This window comes from Geodermatophilus sp. SYSU D01186 (assembly GCF_054050215.1).
The window spans coordinates 181,054-196,593 of sequence record NZ_JBJGYW010000003.1; the positions used below are offsets into that span (position 1 = coordinate 181,054).

At 75.8% G+C, this 15,540-nt stretch carries 16 protein-coding genes; 10 read left to right on the forward strand and 6 right to left on the reverse strand.

Annotated features, from left to right (window positions below; translation table 11 throughout):
* Positions 1–58: 58 nt before the first annotated feature.
* Positions 59–898, forward strand: a complete 840-nt coding sequence (locus ACI784_RS03590; protein ID WP_457012524.1) for an aldo/keto reductase — start codon at positions 59–61, stop codon at positions 896–898.
* A gap of 48 nt (positions 899–946) precedes the next feature.
* Here the strand turns inward: ACI784_RS03590 and ACI784_RS03595 are convergent, their stop codons facing one another.
* The 3 genes from ACI784_RS03595 to ACI784_RS03605 all read right to left on the reverse strand — a co-directional run bounded on the left by ACI784_RS03595 (position 947) and on the right by ACI784_RS03605 (position 3,109).
* Positions 947–1,318, reverse strand: coding sequence for a GntR family transcriptional regulator (locus ACI784_RS03595; RefSeq protein WP_456921989.1), 372 nt, complete (start codon positions 1,316–1,318; stop codon positions 947–949).
* Positions 1,319–1,323: 5 nt separating this feature from the next.
* Positions 1,324–2,193 (reverse strand): hypothetical protein, encoded by an 870-nt coding sequence (locus tag ACI784_RS03600; protein ID WP_457012525.1) that lies wholly within the window; start codon positions 2,191–2,193, stop codon positions 1,324–1,326.
* A gap of 106 nt (positions 2,194–2,299) precedes the next feature.
* Positions 2,300–3,109, reverse strand: a complete 810-nt coding sequence (locus ACI784_RS03605; RefSeq protein ID WP_457012526.1) for a DUF3097 domain-containing protein — start codon at positions 3,107–3,109, stop codon at positions 2,300–2,302.
* A gap of 320 nt (positions 3,110–3,429) precedes the next feature.
* On the opposite strand from ACI784_RS03605, the gene ACI784_RS03610 reads away from it, so the two are divergent.
* From ACI784_RS03610 to ACI784_RS03640, 7 genes are all read left to right on the forward strand, one after another.
* A complete protein-coding gene (locus ACI784_RS03610; RefSeq protein WP_457012527.1) occupies positions 3,430–4,401 on the forward strand; it encodes a DUF2382 domain-containing protein in 972 nt (323 codons plus the stop codon).
* A 114-nt stretch (positions 4,402–4,515) separates the two neighbouring features.
* The gene (locus tag ACI784_RS03615) at positions 4,516–5,433 is read left to right on the forward strand and encodes an AAA family ATPase (RefSeq protein ID WP_456921993.1); all 918 of its coding nucleotides are present in this window, start codon (positions 4,516–4,518) and stop codon (positions 5,431–5,433) included.
* A 52-nt stretch (positions 5,434–5,485) separates the two neighbouring features.
* Positions 5,486–6,598: a vWA domain-containing protein gene (locus tag ACI784_RS03620; RefSeq protein WP_456921994.1), complete on the forward strand. Its 1,113-nt coding sequence runs from the start codon at positions 5,486–5,488 to the stop codon at positions 6,596–6,598.
* A gap of 68 nt (positions 6,599–6,666) precedes the next feature.
* Positions 6,667–7,788: an XdhC family protein gene (locus ACI784_RS03625; protein ID WP_456921995.1), complete on the forward strand. Its 1,122-nt coding sequence runs from the start codon at positions 6,667–6,669 to the stop codon at positions 7,786–7,788.
* Between the two features lie 49 nt (positions 7,789–7,837).
* On the forward strand, positions 7,838–8,101 hold the full coding sequence (locus ACI784_RS03630) for a helix-turn-helix domain-containing protein (protein ID WP_457012528.1): 264 nt from the start codon (positions 7,838–7,840) through the stop codon (positions 8,099–8,101).
* Positions 8,098–8,775 (forward strand): ClpP family protease, encoded by a 678-nt coding sequence (locus ACI784_RS03635; RefSeq protein WP_456921997.1) that lies wholly within the window; start codon positions 8,098–8,100, stop codon positions 8,773–8,775. Before ACI784_RS03630 ends, ACI784_RS03635 begins: the two co-directional genes overlap by 4 nt.
* A gap of 95 nt (positions 8,776–8,870) precedes the next feature.
* Positions 8,871–9,398 (forward strand): molybdenum cofactor biosysynthesis protein, encoded by a 528-nt coding sequence (locus ACI784_RS03640; RefSeq protein WP_457012529.1) that lies wholly within the window; start codon positions 8,871–8,873, stop codon positions 9,396–9,398.
* Here ACI784_RS03640 and ACI784_RS03645 read toward each other — a convergent pair.
* The 3 genes from ACI784_RS03645 to ACI784_RS03655 all read right to left on the reverse strand — a co-directional run bounded on the left by ACI784_RS03645 (position 9,352) and on the right by ACI784_RS03655 (position 12,500).
* On the reverse strand, positions 9,352–10,287 hold the full coding sequence (locus tag ACI784_RS03645) for a vWA domain-containing protein (protein WP_456921999.1): 936 nt from the start codon (positions 10,285–10,287) through the stop codon (positions 9,352–9,354). The genes ACI784_RS03640 and ACI784_RS03645 overlap by 47 nt on opposite strands.
* A gap of 122 nt (positions 10,288–10,409) precedes the next feature.
* The gene (locus ACI784_RS03650) at positions 10,410–11,300 is read right to left on the reverse strand and encodes an AAA family ATPase (protein WP_456922000.1); all 891 of its coding nucleotides are present in this window, start codon (positions 11,298–11,300) and stop codon (positions 10,410–10,412) included.
* Positions 11,301–11,372: 72 nt separating this feature from the next.
* Positions 11,373–12,500, reverse strand: a complete 1,128-nt coding sequence (locus ACI784_RS03655) for an NDMA-dependent alcohol dehydrogenase (protein WP_456922001.1) — start codon at positions 12,498–12,500, stop codon at positions 11,373–11,375.
* A gap of 151 nt (positions 12,501–12,651) precedes the next feature.
* Here ACI784_RS03655 and ACI784_RS03660 point away from each other — a divergent pair, with 151 nt between their 5' ends.
* Entirely contained in the window at positions 12,652–14,091 is a 1,440-nt protein-coding gene (locus ACI784_RS03660) for a bifunctional 3-(3-hydroxy-phenyl)propionate/3-hydroxycinnamic acid hydroxylase (protein ID WP_457012530.1), read from the forward strand.
* A gap of 100 nt (positions 14,092–14,191) precedes the next feature.
* Entirely contained in the window at positions 14,192–15,394 is a 1,203-nt protein-coding gene (locus ACI784_RS03665; RefSeq protein WP_457012531.1) for a cysteine desulfurase-like protein, read from the forward strand.
* Positions 15,395–15,540: the final 146 nt, after the last annotated feature.

The window sequence follows — 15,540 nt, forward strand, 5'->3', positions numbered from 1 at the left end:
GGCAGGCTGCGCGCCGTCCGGTCGCGCGCGGCGCCCCCATCCGTCGAGAGGAGCACCCGTGGCAACCGTGCCCACGATCCGGCTCAACAACGGTGTCGAGATCCCGCAGCTCGGGTTCGGCGTCTACCAGGTCCCGCCCGAGGACACCGCCGACGCGGTCGCCGCCGCGCTCGAGGTCGGCTACCGGCACATCGACACCGCGGAGATGTACGGCAACGAGAAGGGCGTCGGGGAGGGCATCCGCAACGCCGGCGTCGACCGCGACGAGGTCTTCATCACCAGCAAGCTGAGCAACGCCGCGCACCGCCGCGACGACGCGCTGCGCGCCTTCGACCAGACGCTGGCCGACCTCGGCACCGACCACCTCGACCTGTTCCTGGTCCACTGGCCGCTGCCCGGCATCGACGTCGACTACGTCGAGACGTGGAAGGCGATGGAGGAGATCTACGCCGGCGGGCGGTGCCGCGCGATCGGCGTCTCCAACTTCACCGCCACCCACCTGCGGCGGCTGTTCGCCGAGACCGACGTGCGCCCGGCGGTCAACCAGATCGAGGTGCACCCCTACCTCGCGCAGGAGGAGCTGCGGGCGTTCGGCGCCGAGCACCAGATCGTGACCGAGGCGTGGTCGCCGATCGCCCAGGGCAAGGTGCTCGGCGACCCGGCCATCACCGCGATCGCCGAGCAGCTGGGCCGCACGCCGGCCCAGGTGGTGCTGCGCTGGCACATCCAGCGCGGGGACGTCGTCTTCCCGAAGTCGGTCACCCGCTCGCGGGTCGAGGAGAACTTCGCGCTGTTCGACTTCGAGCTCGACGACTCGGCCATGGCCGCCCTCACCGGCCTGGACCGCGGCGAGCGCACCGGCCCGGACCCGGACACCTTCAACTACGTCCCCGGCTGACCCTGGTGGAGTCGCTCGGGAGCGGTCCCCGCACTCGAGCGACTCCACTCAGCCCGTGCGGAGCAGGGCCGCCCGCACGATCGCCAGCACCGTCTCGCCGTCCACACCCGCCGCGCGGGCCCGGGCGGCGAGGTCGGCGGCGGCGCGGCGCAGCTCCTCCTCGGCCGGGGCCTTCGGGCGGCCGGTGACGACCGTGCCCGTGCGGCGCCGGCTGGCCACCAGCCCCGCGGCCTCCAGTTCCGCGTAGGCCCGCCCCACCGTGCCGACCGCCACGCCCAGGTCGGCGGCCAGGGCCCGCATGGTGGGCAGCCGGGCACCCTCGGCCAGCAGCCCGGCGTCGACGTAGGCGGCGATCTGCCGGCGGATCTGCTCGTACGGCGGCGTCGCGGCCGCGACGTCGACCGTGATGTCCAGGGCCATGGCGGTCAGGTGGCCACCGGCCGGTCCGCCGGGACGCCGGGTGCCCGGACACAGGCCACCACCGCCCCGGCCAGCAGGGCGCTGACCCCGCAGCCGCCCAGGCCGATCCCGAGGACGCCGAGCACCGGGTGCCCGGTCGAGGTGGACACGCTCCACACCGCGCTGCCGGCGGTGGCCAGCAACCCGCCGGCGACCACGAGCGTCGTCGCGGTGGCCCCGCGCAGCACCCGGTGCGCCGACGCGGACCGCAGCGCGGCCTCGGCCCGCGCGTCCTCGGTCGCCACGGCCGGGCGGCTGGCGACGATCCACAGCGTCGCGGCCGTCGCGGCGGCCAGCACGAGCAGCCCGAGGGCGGCCGGCAGCCCGTAGACGGGCCCGGGGAACGGGCTCGCGGTGGCCGTGACGGGTGGGGCCTCGACCAGGAGGCTGCGGCCGTCGGGTGCCGCGGTGACGGCGCCGGCGACGACGGTCAGCAGCACCACCCCCGCCGCGATGCCGGCTCCGCGGACCAGCCACCGGGGCGCCGCGTCGAGCAGACCGCGGCGCTCCAGCCGGGCCCGGCGCACCGTGCCGGCGGGCCGCGGCCACGTCAGCTCGGCGAGGGCGAGGACCACGGTGTGGACGACGCCGAACACGATCGGGACCAGGAGCGCGGTGACCCCCAGGCTGCCGGGGGAGGGGTCGCCGAGGCGCGTCGTCCCCACCCACAGCGCGGCGGCCGCCCCGGCTCCGAGCGCGGCGGCGGAGCCGTACCGGGCGTGCCGCCGGGCGGTGGCCACCGTCTGCTCCCGGCTGGGCGGCGAGCGGCGGAGCAGGCCGGTGGCGACCACGGTGGCCATCCCGGCGAGGACCGGCAGCAGGACGAGCAGGCTCACGGACACTCCCATTGACTCAGATGAATGAGACAATGGCGCGTGCCCCGCGCCGCGGCAAGACCCTGCGGAGCGCCGGGGACGCGTTCTGCGCGGCGGAGTGCTCCGCTCAGTCGGTGGTGACGAAGTCGATGAGCTCCTCGACCCGCCCGATCAGCGCCGGCTCCAGGTCGGTCCACGTGCGCACCCGGGCGAGGATGCGCTGGGCCCACACGTAGCCGGTGTCGTCCTCCCAGCCCAGCCGCCGGCAGACCCCCTCCTTCCACGACTCGCCCTTGGGCACGGTCGGCCACGCCTTGATCCCGACCACCTGCGGCTTGACCGCCTGCCAGATGTCGATGAACGGGTGGCCGACGACCAGCGCGTGCGCGCCGGTGACCTGGTCGGCGATCCGCGACTCCTTGGAGCCCGTCACCAGGTGGTCGACGAGGACGCCCAGGCGCCGTCCGGAGGAGGGGCGGAAGTCGCGGACGATGGCCGGCAGGTCGTCGACGCCGTGCAGCGGCTCGACCACGACGCCCTCGATGCGCAGGTCGTGGCCCCACACCTTCTCCACCAGCTCGGCGTCGTGCTTGCCCTCGACGTAGATGCGGCCCTCGCGGGCGACCCGGGCGCGCGCGCCGACGACGTAGGTGGAGCCGGAGGCGCTGCGCTGCGGGCCGGACGGGGCGTTCTGCTTCGGCCGGACGAGCACGACCGGGCGGCCGTCGACCCAGAAGCCGGGGCCCAGCGGGTAGGCGCGGACCTTCCCGAAGCGGTCCTCGAGGTGGACGACGTCCTTCTCGCAGCGCACGACGGCGCCGACGAACCCGCTGCTCGGGTCCTCGACGACGACGTCCCGGAGCGCCTCCACCTGCGGCGGCGGCTTCTTCACGGTGCGCGGGTGGACCAGGTCGTCGTACGGCGAGCGGGGAGGCACGCCGTCCAGGATGAGCAGCCGCACCCCGGAGGGCGGCGGCGACGCGCCGGGACGGTGGGTGACGCGACACGCCCGGCGGTGCGGCGATCGCGGAGAGTCACTCTCTCGCCCGGCGGCGTCGGGCGATCCGGTTGCGCGCCATCTATCGGCTCCTGACCTGCGGGGACGGTCCACCTGGGGGCATGGCGGCTGTCGACTCCGATGGGTGCGTGTGCGCTCTCCGGGCGTGTCGTGTGACCGGTCTCGTTTCGTCGGCCCGGCCCCGGTCACCCATCAGGTGACCGTGACACCCCGTGCTCAGATGGGAGCGACGAACGACGATGATCGGTACCGAGACCATCAGCCGTGTGATCGGCAAGGACGTCTACGACCAGTCCGGCGAGAAGATCGGATCGGCGTCGGAGGTCTACCTCGACGACGAGACCGGCCAGCCCGAGTGGGTCACCGTGCGCACCGGCCTGTTCGGCACCAAGGAGTCCTTCGTCCCGATCCGGGACGCGGACCTGACCGATGACGGGCTCCGGGTACCGGTGAGCAAGAGCGCCGTCAAGGACGCCCCGAAGATCGACACCGACGGGCACCTCTCGCCGCAGGAGGAGCAGGAGCTCTACCGGTACTACAACCTGGAGTCGAGCGCCGGGACGGCCGGGACGGGCCGCACCGACACCCGGACCGAGTCGACCACCGGCATGGCGACCACCGGGATGACCGACCGGGACCGTGACCTGACCGACCGGGACCGGGACCTGACCGGCACCGACGCCGGCCACGCCCGGCACACCGACACCCGCCCCGCCGTCGGCCGCGACACCTCCGGCCCCACGACGGACAACGCGATGACGCGCTCGGAGGAGCGGCTCGACGTCGGCACCCGCCGCGAGGAGGTCGGGCGCGCCCGGCTGCGCAAGTACGTCGTGACCGAGAACCAGACCGAGACGGTGCCGGTCTCCCGCGAGGAGGTCCGGGTCGAGCGCGAGCCGATCACCGACGCCAACATCGGCAACGCGATGGACGGCCCCGCGATCTCCGAGGAGGAGCACGAGGTCACGCTGCACGCCGAGCGTCCGGTCGTGGAGAAGCAGGCCGTCCCCGTCGAGCGCGTGCGCCTCGACAAGGAGACGGTCACCGACACCGAGACCGTCAACGCCGACGTCCGCAAGGAGCGGATCGACGTGGACGGCGGCACCGCGGGCACCGGCGTCCGGGACGACGTGACCGGCCGTGACGACCGCAGCCTCAAGGAGAAGGCCAAGGACGCCCTGGACCGTGACCGGGACGGCCGGATCGGCTGACCCGACCGCCCCGAACGGCGCCCGCCCGGCTCGCCCGGGCGGGCGCCGTCGCGTGGAGGGCGCCATCCGGACGACCGCCCGTCGCCCGGACACCGCAGGTGGGATGCTCAGTACGTGAGTGAGACCACGCTGGAGCCGGTGTCCGCCCCGCGCGAGGGCTTCACCGGCCCCGAGGACCTGGCCGCGGCCCTGGAGGGCACCGGGTACCTGCCCGACGAGGGGCTGGCCACCGCCGCCTACCTCGCCCTGGCGATGCACCGGCCGCTGTTCCTCGAGGGGGAGGCCGGCGTCGGCAAGACCGCGCTGGCCCAGGCGCTGGCCCAGGTGACCGGCCGCCCGCTGTACCGGCTGCAGTGCTACGAGGGCCTGGAGGCCAGCCAGGCGCTCTACGACTGGGACTTCGGCCGGCAGCTGCTGCACCTGCGGGCCGCGGAGGCCGCGCACGCCACCGGCGACACCGAGACGCTGGAGGCCTCCCTCTACGACCGCCGGTTCCTGCTGGCCCGCCCGTTGCTGCAGGCTCTGGAGGACTCGCCGTCCGTACTGCTGGTCGACGAGGTCGACCGCGCCGACGACGAGTTCGAGGCGTTCCTGCTCGAGGTGCTCTCGGACTTCACCATCTCCATCCCGGAGCTGGGCACCATCCGCGCGGCCACCCCGCCGCTGGTCATCCTCACGTCCAACCGCACCCGCGAGGTGCACGACGCCCTCAAGCGGCGCTGCCTCTACCACTGGCTGCAGCACCCCGACTTCGACCGCGAGGTCGCGATCCTGCGGCGCCGGCTGCCGGAGGTCACCGAGCAGCTGGCCCGCGAGGTGGCCCGGGCGACGGCGAAGCTGCGCACGCTGGACCTGCTCAAGCCGCCCGGCGTGGCCGAGGCCATGGACTGGGCCACCGCGCTGCAGACCCTCGGCGCCCGCGACCTCGACCCCGACATCGCCGCGCGCACGCTGGGTGCGGTGCTCAAGTACCGGGAGGACGCCGACCGCGTGCACGCCCTGGCCCGGGGGGCGCTCTTCGGTGGCAGCTGAGGAAGGGCCCCGTCTCCCTTCCCCCTCGCGAACTCGGGGCGGGGCCGTCGGGGTGCAGCCGTCGCGCGACGTCGTCGACACGGTCCTGGGCTTCGCGCGCACCCTCCGGCACGCCGGGGTGACCGCCTCGCCCGACCGGGTCGAGGCGATGCTGGCCGCCGTCGGGGCGCTCGACGTCCTCGACGCGACCGACGTGTACTGGGCCGGCCGGCTCACCCTGTGCGGCGGACCGGACGACCTGGAGCGCTACGACGCCGCCTTCGCCGCGTACTTCGGCGGCGAGGCGCCGCGGCCGACCCGCTCGGCGGGCCGGCCGGAGCAGCAGCTGGCCACGACCGCACCGCTGGAGCCCGGTACCGGGCACAGCGACGACGGGGAGCAGCCGCCGGAGCTGGCCGGGACGGCGAGCGCCGACGAGGTGCTGCGCCACCGCGACGTCGCCGAGATGAGCGTCGCCGAGCGGGACCACCTGCGCCGGCTGTTCGCCCTGCTCGTCCCGGCCTCGCCGATGCGCCCGTCGCGGCGGCGGCGGCCCAGCGCGCACGGGACGGTGCACGCCTCCCGCACCGTGCGCCGCGCCCTGCACGACGGCGGCGAGGTCACCCGGCTGCTGCACCGCCGCGCCCGGCCCCGCCCGCGCCGCGTCGTCCTGCTGGTCGACGTCTCCGGCTCGATGAGCCCCTACGCCGACGCGCTGCTGCGGTTCGGGCACGCCGCCGTCCGCGCCCACCCCGCGGCGACCGAGGTGTTCACGATCGGCACCCGGCTGACCCGCGTGACGCGGGAGCTGCGGATGCGCGACCCCGACAAGGCGCTGGCCGCCAGTGGTGCCGCCATCCCGGACTGGTCGGGCGGCACCCGCCTCGGCGACGTGCTCAAGGCGTTCCTCGACCGGTGGGGGCAGCGCGGCACTGCCCGCGGGGCGGTCGTCGTCGTGTGCAGCGACGGCTGGGAGCGTGGCGGCACCGAGGTGCTGGCCGAGCAGATGGCGCGGCTGCACCGGCTGGCCCACGCGGTCGTGTGGGTCAACCCGCACAAGGGCCGGGAGGGCTACGAGCCGCTCACGGCCGGCATGCAGGCGGCGTTGCCGTCGGTCGACCACTTCGTCGCGGGGCACAGCATGGCGGCGTTCGAGGAGCTCGCGGGAGTGATCTCGCGTGCCTGAGGTGTTGAGCGGAGTGCCACGGTGCAGGTTTCCTGCACTCCCACACTCCACTCGGAGGAGAGGCAGCGATGCGTGACGTGCTCGAGGACCTGGTCGGCTGGTGGCAGGCGGGGGAGACCGTCGGCATGGGCACCGTGGTGGCCACCTGGCGCTCGGCCCCACGGCCGGCGGGCGCGTCCATGCTGGTCGGCCCGGACGGCACCGCCGTGGGCAGCGTCTCCGGCGGCTGCGTCGAGGGCGCGGTCTACGAGGAGGCCAAGGACGTCGTCGAGACCGGCGTCCCGACGCTGGAGCGGTACGGGGTCAGTGACGACGACGCCTTCGCCGTGGGCCTGACCTGCGGCGGCATCCTCGACGTCTTCGTGGAGCGGGTCTCCCGCGAGTCGTTCCCCGAGCTCGGGGAGATCGCCGAGTCCGTGGCCGCGCACGAGCCGGTCGCCGTCGTCACCTGCGTCGCCGGCCCGGAGGACCGGGTGGGCCGGCGGCTGGTCGTCTGGCCCGACCGCGCCTCGGGCACCCTCGGCCTGCAGCGCCTGGACGACGCCGTCGCCGCAGACGCCCGCGGCATGCTCGCCGCCGGCCGGACCGGGATGATGCACGTCGGCCACGACGGCGAGCGGCGCGGCGACGACCTGTCGCTGTTCGTCAACGCCTTCGCCCCGGCGGCCCGGATGGTCGTCTTCGGCGCCATCGACTTCGCCGCCGCCGTGGCCCGGGTGGGGGCGTTCCTCGGCTACCGGGTCACCGTCTGCGACGCCCGCCCGGTGTTCGCCACCCCCAAGCGCTTCCCCGACGCGCACGAGGTCGTCGTGGAGTGGCCGCACCGCTACCTGCAGGCCGAGGTGGACGCCGGCCGCATCGACGAGCGCACCGTGCTGTGCGTGCTCACCCACGACCCCAAGTTCGACGTCCCACTGCTGGAGGTCGCGCTGCGGATCCCGGTCGCCTACGTGGGCGCGATGGGTTCCCGGCGCACCCACGAGGAGCGGCTGGCGCGGCTGGAGGAGGCGGGGCTGGCCAAGGAGGAGTTGGCGCGGCTCTCCTCGCCCATCGGGCTGGACCTCGGGGCCCGCACCCCGGAGGAGACGGCGATCTCCATCGCCGCGGAGATCATCGCCGGGCGCTGGGGTGGCTCCGGCGAGCGGCTGACCGGCATCGAGGGCCCGATCCACAAGACCGCCGACCGCTAGACGCCGTCGGGGCTCCCCGCTATAGCGGAACAGGTATACCGTTGCTGGTGTGCCACCGCGCCGCAGCCGGTTCCCGGGCCTGGAGGACCTCGCCGACCGCCGGCGCGAGCTGATCGAGGAGCTCGTCCGCGCCCGCCGGGAGAGCGACCTCAGCCAGACCGACGTCGCCGCGCGCATGGGGACGTCGCAGTCGGCGGTCGCCCGGCTGGAGAGCGGTGAGCTCGACGCGCGGCTGTCCACGCTGGAGCGCTACGCGGCCGCGCTGGGCCGCACCGTCGACTGGCAGGTCCGACCGTCCGAGGAGCCGTCATGACCCGTGCCACCTGGCCACCCGTGCCGCCCGGTCCTCCCGACCCGCCGTTCCCCCCGCGGACGCCGGAGTGGCCCCGCACCCCCTGGCAGCCGGAGGCGCGGCCGCCGGTGCCCGGCCCCTCGTCGGCGTCGGCCACCGTCGTCCTCGGCGGGGCGGACTGGCTGACCGAGCGACTGCTCGAGCAGCGCGTGATTCCCCTGGCCGGCGAGCTGGACGCCGACGCGGTGAACCAGGCCGTGGCCGAGCTCGCCCTGCTCGACGCCACCGGTGACGGACCGGTCCACCTGCGGTTGTCCGGCGTCGGCGCGGACCTCGACGGCGCCCTCACCCTCGTCGACGCCCTCGACCTCGTGGGCGCGCCCGTGCACGCCACGTCGCTGGGCACCCTCACCGGCCCCGCACTCGCCGTGCTGGCCGTAGCCGACTCCCGGCAGGCCGGGGCGCACGCGAGCTTCCGGCTGGTCGAGCCGCGGGCGCCGCGCGGCGTGCCCGGCCACGAGGTGGAGGCCTGGGCCGCCGAGCACGTGCGGCAGCTGCGCCGGCTGCAGGAGCGGCTGGCCGCCGCGTGCGGTCGTCCGGTCGAGGAGGTCGCCGCCGACATGCGCGCCGGGAGGTTGCTCGACGTCGACGAGGCCCGCGCGTACGGGCTGCTCGACGCCGGGCCGGCCCGCTGACGCCCCTCCCGTACCGCTACGACGTCGAGGTCGTCGCGCTGCTCGCCTCCCCGGTGCACCGCTACGGCGGACGCCCCGGCGGCGGGGTCCCGACGGTGGACGACGACCACCGCGCGGAGATCGCGGTGCGCGCCGGGTACGGGGTGGTGGGTGATCGCTACGCCGGCCGGCCCGCTCACCGCGACGCCCAGCTGACCGTGCTCGCCGTCGAGGGCCTGGAGGCGCTGGCCGCCGAGCTCGGCGTGGCGCCGTTCGACCCGCTGCTGGCCCGGCGCACCGTCGTCCTGCGGGGCGCCGAGGTGGAGGCGCTGCGCGGCCAGGAGTTCGCCCTCGACACCGGCTCGGGGCCGGTGCGGCTGCGCGGGGGCCGGCCGGCGAACCCGTGCGGGTGGATGGACGTCGTCCTCGCGCCCGGGGCGCACCGGGGGCTGCGGGGGCGCGGCGGGGTCCGCTGCGCGGCGCTGTCCGACGGCGTGCTGAGGCTCGGGCCGGCGGTCCTCACCTCCGCCGTCCCCCTCGACCCGGCCCGCGCGGGGGACGCCGTGGAGCCGGTGCGCCGACCGCGTCGACCGGCCCCTAGCCCAGGACGGCCCGCACCGCGGCCGGGGCCTGCGTCGGCTTGAGCAGCGGGGCGACCCGGCCGTCGCCCGCGGCCGCGAGCGCGGCGCAGTTGGCGACCGACTCCGGGTCGTCCGACAGCGAGAGCACGTGCAGGTGGGCGCCGGCCCGGGCCAGCGCGCCGGCGGCGGGCAGCGGGTCGGGGCTGTCGGTCGGCATGCCGTCGGAGAGCAGCAGCACGTCACGGGCCGCGGCGCGGGAGCGGGCCAGCTGGACGGCGGCGGTGCGCAGGCCGAGGTCGAGGTCGGTGGTGCCACCGCCGTCGAGGTCGAACAGCCGGTCGATGACGACGTCGGTGCGCGGGTCGGTGGACAGCGGCCGCAGCACCACCGCCTGCGACCAGAACGCCACCACGGCCAGCTCGTCGCCCGGCCGCATCCGCTGGGCCAGCGCCGAGGCGGTGAGGACGGCGACCGACAGCTCGTCCCCGGCCACCGAGCCGGAGGCGTCCACCAGCAGCACGCAGGCCCGGCCGGTGGAACGCCAGCCACGGGTGTGCAGGTGCTCGGCCCGCCAGTGCGGTTCCGCGCCCCGGGCGACGAGGGTCGCGTCGAGGTCGATGTCGCTGCCGGTGTCGTCGCGGCGGGTCACCACCCGGCGGGTGCCCGGGCGGTCGGGGACGCCGGCCCGCGGGGTGCCCACCGGCAGCCGGCAGGCCAGGGCGCGGGCGGCCGCGCGCAGCCCGGGGTCGAAGGCCCGGCCCATCGCGGTGAGCAGCCGGTTCGCGGCGTCGGGGTCCCGGGCGGTGAGGTCGGCCATCGCCTCCTCGTCGAGCTCACCGAGCTGCGGGGAGACCTGCCGGAAGTCCGGGTGCGCCCGGGCCAGCTCGTCGCGGCCGGCCTTGCGCGCGGCGTGCTGCTTGAGCACCTGCTCGACGTCGTCGGGGTCCTCCACCGGCGTGGGCTGCGGCGGCCGGCGTCCGGGTGGGTCGTGCAGGCCGCCCGGCCCCGGCGGGGGTGGTGGCGGCGGATCGGCCGGGTCGGCCGCGTCGGCGGGGTCGCCCGGCTCCTCGGGCGTCAGTCTTTTCCCAGCTCCTCACCCGCCCGGCGCCAGATGTCGGCGACGACGTCCTCCACCGCGCGGGCGGTGCCGTCGGCGAGGGTGACCTTGCCGGTGAGGGCGGCCAGGGCGGCGTCCAGGCCGGTGGACTCCTCGATGCCCTCGTGCCCGCGGACGGTCGCCAGCTCCAGCGCGATGAGCACGGTGTCGATGGCGCCGCGCACCGAGGAGCCGATCCGCAGCTCGGGGTGGTCGCGGGTGATCCGGACGGTCCGCACCGCCTGGGCGACCAGGGGCGCGGGTCCGTCGGTGGCGGTCGTGACGACGGAGAGCTCGGCCTCCTCGTCCTGGTAGCCCATCGCCACCCGGCAGGAGCGGTCGTAGAGCGCGGGGGTGACCCGTGCCGTGCCGACGGCGTCGAACGGGTTCATCGCCGCGACCAGCCGGAACGTCGGACGGGCGCTCACCCGCCCGAACCGTGGCACGTGCATCTCGCGCTCGGAGAGGACGCCGAGGAGGACGTTCATCGTCTCCTCGGGCACCCGGTTGAACTCCTCGACGTAGAGGATCGCGCCGTCGGTCATCGCGCGGGTGAGCGGCCCGGGCACGAAGTTCTCGGCGCGGTAGTCCTCGGTGAGCACCCGCGAGGCGTCGTGGTGGCCGACCAGCCGGGTCGGGGTGAGCTCGGCATTGCCCTCCACCAGCACCAGCGGGACGCCGGCGCCGTCGGCCAGCGAGCGCAGCAGGGTCGTCTTGCCGGTGCCGGGCGGGCCCTCCAGCAGGACGTTGCGTCCGGCCGACAGCGCGGCGGCGACGACCTCGGCCTCGCGCAGGCGGGCGACCACCCGCTCACGGGCGACCCGGACCATGCCGGTCACGTCGAGCCGCCGGGCGGTGGTGGTGCTCACGGTTCTCCTCGTGGGGTGGGTGACGCGCGACCGGGGCGCTCCCCGCAGGGAGCGCCCCGGTGTGTTCCGTCCTCAGTCGTGGATGATCACGCCGCGGATGTTCTTGCCGTTGTGCATGTCCTCGTAGCCCTGGTTGATGTCGTCGAGCTTGTACCGGGTGGTGATCAGCTCGTCGAGCTTGAGCTTCCCCTCCTGGTAGAGGCGGAGCATCTTCAGCATGTCGGCGCTGGGGTTCTGGTCGCCGAACAGGGCGCCGCGGATCTCCTTGGTGAACAGCGCCAGCATGCTCGGGTTGATCGGGATGCCCACGTCGGTGAGGTCGCCGAGCCCGGTGATGACGACGCGGCCGCCCTTGCCGATCGCGTCGAACGCCTGGGCGACGTGCTCGCCCTTCAGGATGCCCACGGTGACCAGCGCCTTGTCCGCGCCCTGGCCGTTGGTGACGCTGCGCGCGAAGTCGGCGGCCTCCTCGATGCTGCCGAAGGCGTGCGTCGCACCGAACTCCTGGGCCTTCTCCCGCTTGAACGCCACCGGGTCGACGGCGATGACGTGGCTCGCCCCGGCGTGCGAGGCACCCTGGACCGCGTTGATGCCGATGCCGCCGATGCCCATGACGATCACCGTGTCGCCGGCCTTCACCTCGCCGGCCTGCACCGCGGTGCCCCAGCCGGTGCCGACGCCGCAGCCGACGAGGCAGGCGACCTCCAGCGGGATGTCGTCGGGGATCTTCACCGTCGAGCGGACGTCGACCGTCGTCACCTCGGCGAAGGTGCCCAGGCCGCACATCTGGCCGACCGCCGTGCCGTCGGAGGTCTGGATGCGGAAGCTCTCCGCGTCGTCCCAGCGCGAGCCGATCAGCAGGTTGGCGCCGGAGTCGCAGATGTACTGCTGACCGTTCGCGCAGTAGCGGCAGCGGCCGCAGCCGGGCAGGAACGAGAAGACGACGTGGTCGCCCTCCTTGAACCCGGGCGTGCCGGGGCCGACGGCGGTGACGACGCCGGCTCCCTCGTGGCCGCCGAGGAACGGGTAGTGGCCGACCTGCATGTCGCCGGTGGCGATGTGGTCGTCGGAGTGGCACAGGCCGGACGCCGCGACCTTGACCTGGAGTTCGCCCTGGCGCGGGTCGTCCGCGACCAGGTCGGTGACCTCCCACTTGCCAGGAGCGGAGCGCAGGATCGCGCCGCGGGTGTTCACGGGCACAGTGACCTCCTCGTCGCCCTCGTCGTCGAGGGCACTCGCGCATGCACGACGCATGACCGTGACCGGCACGTTATGGCGTGGCTCACACCAAGGGGAAGGGAGGTGCAACGTTTCCGCTACCCCGACTTCCGCCCGCTGGGAGAGTGGCGCCGTGACAGGCGGGCCGGTGGTCGTCGTCGGCGCCGGCCCGGTGGGTCTGACCGCGGCGCTGCTGCTGGCCCGCCGCGGGCTGCCGGTCGTCGTCCTCGAGCGGCAGCCGGCGCCCTACGCCCGGCCGCGCGCGGTGCACCTGGACGACGAGGCGCTGCGGGCGCTGGCCGACGCGGGGGTCGCCGAGGCGTTCCTGCAGCTCAGCCGGCCGATGAGCGGGCTGCGGCTGCTCGACGGCCGGCTGCGCACCCTCGCGGAGTTCCGCCGCTCGCCGTCCGCCGGGGCGCACGGCTGGCCGCAGGGGTCGATGTTCCACCAGCCCGACCTGGAGGAGGTGCTGCTGGCCGCCGTCCGGGCGACGCCGGGGATCACCCTGCGCACCGGTGCGGAGGTGGTGGGCCTGACCGGGGACGGCGGCGTCACCGTGCGCGACCGGGCCGGCGGCGCGCCGTCGGAGGTGACCGCGGCCGCGGTGCTCGGCTGCGACGGCGCCAACAGCACGGTGCGCCGGCTCATCGGGGCGGCCATGCGGGACCTCGGCCCGGCCGACCGCTGGCTCGTGGCCGACCTCCGCTCGGCCACCCCGCTGCCGGTCTGGCCGGGCGTGCACCAGGTCTGCGACCCGCACCGGCCGGCGACGTTCATGCCGGTCGCCGGCGACCGCTACCGCTGGGAGTTCCGGATGCGGCCGGGAGAGACCCGGGAGGGGCTGGCGGCACGGCTGCCGGAGCTGCTGGCGCCCGCGGGCGCCGACGGCGCGGAGGTGGTGCGCGTGGCCGAGTACGTCTACCGGGCGCAGGTCGCCGACCGCTGGCGGGCCGGCCGGGTCCTGCTGGCCGGGGACGCCGCCCACCTCACCCCGCCCTTCATCGGCCAGGGGCTGGGCCTGGGGCTGCGCGACGTCCACCAGCTGACCTGGAAGCTCGCCGCGGTGCTCACCGACGGGGCCCGGGACCGGCTGCTCGACACCCACCAGGCCGAGCGTGCGCCGCACGCCCGGGCGATGGTGCGGCTGGCGGTCCTCGTCGGCCGGCTCATGACCGGCGGCGGCGCCGGCGGCGCGGTGCTGCGGCGGGCGGTGCTGGCGGCGGTCGGGCGCGTGCCGGCGGTCGCCGCCTTCGCCACCGACAGCCGCACCCCGCCGCTGCGCCGCGGTCCGCTGGTCACCCGCCGCGGGCGACCCGGGCGGCGGCTGGCCGGCACGCTGCTGCCACGCGCCCCGGTGGACGCCGGCGGCCGGCGGTGCCCGGTGGACGACGTCCTGGGCCCGGGGACGGCGCGGCTGCGGCTGCTGGCCCCCGGGCGGGTGGCGGTGCGTCCGGCGGGCGGTCCGGAGGTCGTGGTGGCCGACGTCGACGGCGTCCTCACCGCCTGGCTGCGACGGGCGCGGGCGACCACCGTCGTCGTCCGCCCGGACCGGATCGTCCGCTCCGCCCGCTGACCGCGGGATGTGCACACGTCGTGGTCTCCGGCCGCTCGGGACCACGGTGTGTGCACACACCGTCCGGCGGTCGACGGCGCCCGACCGGCATGCTGGCGCGGTGAGCTACGACGTCGACGCCGTCCGCGCCTGCTTCCCCGCCCTCCGTGCCGGCACCGCGCACTTCGACGGGCCGGGCGGCTCGCAGGTCCCCGAGTCGGTGGCCGCGGCGGTCTCGGCCACCCTGACCGCGCCGATCGCCAACCGCGGACGGGTGACGCAGGCCGAGCGGAACGCCGACGACGTGGTCCTGGGTGCGCGCCGGGCGGTGGCGGACCTGGTCGCGGGTGACCCCGGCGGGGTGGTCTTCGGCCGCAGCGCGACGCAGCTGACCTACGACCTCTCCCGCGTGCTGTCGGCCGGCTGGGCCGCGGGCGACGAGGTGGTGGTGACCCGGCTGGACCACGACGCCAACGTACGGCCGTGGGTGCAGGCGGCGCAGGCGCGCGGGGCGACGGTGCGGTGGGCGGAGTTCGACCCGGCCACCGGCGAGCTGGCCCCGGAGGCCGTCGCCGCCGTCCTCTCCGACCGCACGCGGCTGGTCGCGGTCACCGGCGCGTCCAACCTCATCGGCACGCGGCCGGACGTCGCCGCGATCACCGCCCTCGCGCACCAGGCGGGGGCGCTCACGTACGTCGACGGCGTGCACCTCACCGCGCACTCCGCGGTCGACGTCACCGCCCTGGGCGCGGACTTCTTCGCCTGCTCCCCGTACAAGTTCCTGGGCCCGCACTGCGGCTGCGTCGTCGCCGCGCCCGCGCTGCTGGAGACGCTGCGCCCGGACAAGCTGCTGCCCTCCACCGACGTCGTCCCGGAGCGGTTCGAGCTCGGCACGCTGCCCTACGAGCTGCTCGCCGGCACCACCGCGGCGGTCGACTTCCTGGCCGGACTCGGGGGGCCGGAGGGGAACCGGCGGGCCCGGCTCGAGGCGGGGATGGCCGCGCTGGAGGAGCACGAGGACCGGCTGCGCGAGCGCATCGAGGACGGGGTGGGGGCGCTGCCCGGCGTCACGCTGCGGTCGCGGGCGCGGCGTCGCACGCCCACCCTGCTCATGACCTTCGCGGGGCGGGACGCCGCCGACGCGTACCGGTTCCTCGCCGAGCGCGGGGTCAACGCGCCGGCCGGCTCGTTCTACGCGATCGAGGCCTCCCGGTGGCTCGGGCTGGGTGACACCGGCGGCCTGCGCGTGGGCCTGGCGCCCTACAACGACGACACGGACGTCGACCGGCTGCTGGCCGGGCTGGAGGAGTGGCTCGCCGGCTGACCGCCGCGGCGCCAGCCGGCGCCGGCCGCGGGTGGAGCCGGCTGGGAGCCGCGTGGGAGCCCGCTGTGATCAGCCGTCAGGCACCGGTGCTCCACGATCGGTGAGGGCGCGGCGCGCCGCGGGGGGCGGACCCCCAGGACAGGGCG